Origin of the sequence: Hyphomonas sp., from assembly GCF_040882205.1 — a bacterium.
Taxonomy (GTDB): Bacteria; Pseudomonadota; Alphaproteobacteria; order Caulobacterales; family Hyphomonadaceae; genus Hyphomonas.
This window is the reverse complement of sequence record NZ_JBBEBT010000243.1, coordinates 1-2,770: the sequence shown is the minus strand read 5'-3', so window position 1 is coordinate 2,770 and position 2,770 is coordinate 1. Positions and strand designations below refer to the sequence as shown.

4 protein-coding genes are annotated in these 2,770 nt (G+C 66.8%); 2 read left to right on the top strand and 2 right to left on the bottom strand.

The genetic code is table 11. From position 1 onward, the window contains the following. Positions 1–199: hypothetical protein (locus WEA77_RS10300; RefSeq protein WP_368067792.1), on the bottom strand; the 199-nt coding region annotated here is incomplete at its 3' end. 45 nt (positions 200–244) lie between these two features. Next, entirely contained in the window at positions 245–1,204 is a 960-nt protein-coding gene (locus tag WEA77_RS10295) for a calcium/sodium antiporter (RefSeq protein ID WP_368067791.1), read from the bottom strand. 160 nt (positions 1,205–1,364) lie between these two features. On the opposite strand from WEA77_RS10295, the gene WEA77_RS10290 reads away from it, so the two are divergent. Both WEA77_RS10290 and WEA77_RS10285 read left to right on the top strand, forming a co-directional pair. Continuing rightward, the gene (locus WEA77_RS10290; protein ID WP_368067790.1) at positions 1,365–1,544 is read left to right on the top strand and encodes a PAS domain-containing protein; all 180 of its coding nucleotides are present in this window, start codon (positions 1,365–1,367) and stop codon (positions 1,542–1,544) included. A 45-nt stretch (positions 1,545–1,589) separates the two neighbouring features. Continuing rightward, the gene (locus WEA77_RS10285; RefSeq protein WP_368067789.1) at positions 1,590–2,141 is read left to right on the top strand and encodes an HWE histidine kinase domain-containing protein; all 552 of its coding nucleotides are present in this window, start codon (positions 1,590–1,592) and stop codon (positions 2,139–2,141) included. The last annotated feature ends 629 nt before the right edge of the window (positions 2,142–2,770 follow it).

Below are 2,770 nucleotides of genomic sequence, written 5' to 3'. Positions count from 1 at the left end.
GGATGGCGGGCAGGCCCGGGACGGGGCGGCGGCTGGCGGCGAACAGGGCCACCATGATCACCGAGCCGAGGATATAGCGCCAGGCTGTGGCGGTCAGCACGCTGGTGCCGCCGAGCATAACATGCTTCATCACGGCATCGACGCCGCATCCGAAGATGACGCCGAAGCAGACGAGCACGATGGGGTGGGGCAGGCGCATGGCCGCGGAGCCTTGGAGCGCCGCCCTCAGCCCGTCAAGTCATCCTCAGGCGGCCGAGTTCAGGCCCAGCCAGACGCTGTAGCCGACATAGGCCGCCAGCATCACGCCGCCTTCGATCCGGCCGATGCGCCAGCGGGAGGTGGCCGTCAGGAAGAGGAGCAGAGTGGCCCCGATCATCACCCAGATGTCGAAGCTGGCGATCTGCGGCGGCACGTCGATGGGCTTGATGATGGCGGTGACGCCGAGGATGCCGAAGATGTTGTAGATGTTCGAGCCGACAATGTTGCCGAAGGCGATATCGCTGTGCTTGCGCAGGGCGGCCATGACGGAGGTGACGAGCTCCGGCAGCGAGGTGCCGACGGCGACGATGGTGAGGCCGATCACGGTTTCGGAGACGTTGAAGTCGCGCGCGATCTCGATGGCGCTGGAGACGAGGAAACGAGCGCCGAGGATGGTGAGCGCGAGGCCGGCGATCACAAGGATGAGGTCCAGCCCAATCAGGCGGACGGAAGGCTTCGGCGCGTCATTGACGATGCCGGCGGCGGCGTCGGCGGCGGCATTGGTCTGGCGCTCCTGGCGGAAGGCGAAATAGATATAGCCGGCGAGCGAGGCGACGAAGACGGTCCCGAGGAGGGGGGTGAGCTGGCCGTAGAGGACTGCGCCGAGGCACATGAGCGTGGCGACGGCGAGGACGACGCCGTCACGCTTGAATGTCTCCCTGGCGACCACGACCGGGAAGATCAGCGCGGTGATGCCGAGGATCAGCAGGATATTGGCGAGGTTGGAGCCGACGACATTGCCGACCGCGATGCCCGGCGAGCCGGAGAAGGCGGCCTGCAGGCTGGTGACGAGTTCGGGGGCCGAGGTGCCGAAGCCGACCAGGGTGAGGCCGATCAGCAAGGGCGAGATGCGGAACTTCTGGGCGAGTTGCACGGCGCCGCGCACGAGGAGTTCACCGCCGGCCACCAGAAGGACAAGGCCAAGCAGCAGGAAGAGGATGGTCATGTGTTGTTTTCCCTAGGGCACCCCGGCCCGTGCGGCAGGGATGTGGCCTATCCGGAGGCGTTCGGAAAGGCCGGGCCACCAGTTTTTTCGCAGTGGCGACCGCTTCACGCTGGCGGCGAACCTGTCCAGACTGGCCCTTCAGGTGAGCTGGGAAGCGCGCATGGAAGACCGGGCTGTTCCCGCAGATCTGACCGCCGTCCTCGCGGCTGCGGCGGCGCCCGTTGTGGTGTGCGGCCGGGAATACCGGTTTGCCTATGCCAATGCGGCCTTCTGCCGGTCGGTGCACAAGACCTGGCCGGAACTTGACGGGCGCAAGGTGGCCGACGTGTTTCCCGAATAGCCGGAGCGACTGGAGGAAGTCGCCGCCCGGCCCGAGCGCGCCTGGATGGGCGAGACGACACGTTCGGCGGCCTGGCCGTGCGAGGTCCCGGGAGAGGATGGCCTGCCGCTGGAGCGCTACTGGCGCTCGGCCGAGACGCCGGTGTTCGGGCCGAACGGGACGGTGACGCATCTGGCGCAGGCGGGCGAGGACATCACCGAGGAAATGCAGCTGCGGGCGCAGGAGGACGTGATCGCCTCCGAGCTGGAGCACCGGCTGCGTAATACGCTGGCGATGGCCGGCTCGCTGGCGATGCTCACCGGGCAGCACACGCCGAGCGTGGCGGCGTTCATCGAACCCTTCACCGACCGGCTGGAAGCGATAGGCCGGAACCTGACGATGATTTTCGATCATCATTGGGAGGGGCTTTCCTTCCGCACAATCGGGGAGGCGGAGCTGGCGCAGGCCGCCTCGCTTGACGATCCCCGCGTCACCGTGACCGGCCCGGACCTGACGCTGGAGGTTCGCGCCGATGAGTGGCTCGTCCTCGATGATGCAGATGCGGCGCTTGCGGCGACGGCGAGACACCGAGACTGGCGCCAGCGTCCTGCAGGCTGAAATTATCCGTCGCGGTAAGCAGTAGCGCGCGCCGGGCGAGGACGGTGCCGGCTGCGCCGCCCGGGGCGAGCGCCTTGTCGGGCGCAGCAAACAGCGACACCCGGCTAACCTGTGCGGGCGCGGCGGCCAGAAGGGTTTCAAGCATGCGCTCCACCGCACGGTCACCTTGCTCGCAATTCCCCGCAACCGCGCGCGCATAGCGCCGCAGGTAGGGCAACTGAAGTTGCGCACTGGCAGAAATGTGCAATACCGGCCCTGGCTCGCGAAAATCGGAGTGTGCACACATTCTGCCCTGCCGCAACGCTGCGCGTGGCAGATGGCCTGTGGTTGCTGCAGGTTCGGCCGGCAGGAATTCGGTTCGTATGCGCAGGGATGGCGCGGGGCGTGATTGTTTGGACGGCCTGTCCGTGATAGTTTTTCTCCGGCAGGACGCACGGATGACGAGGGCAGCAAGGCACTTGCGCGTTGGCAGACCAGGCAGGTGCGCTGATCGCGCGGCGCGGATACTTCGGCAAGACAGTCTATCTGTTCCCGCCGCTTGATGTGTCGCATCCCGCTGCACTGCGCCGTGGAACTTTTCAACAAGGCCTATCCGGATCACAGGGTCACGTTGCCGGAACGGGGCGCGC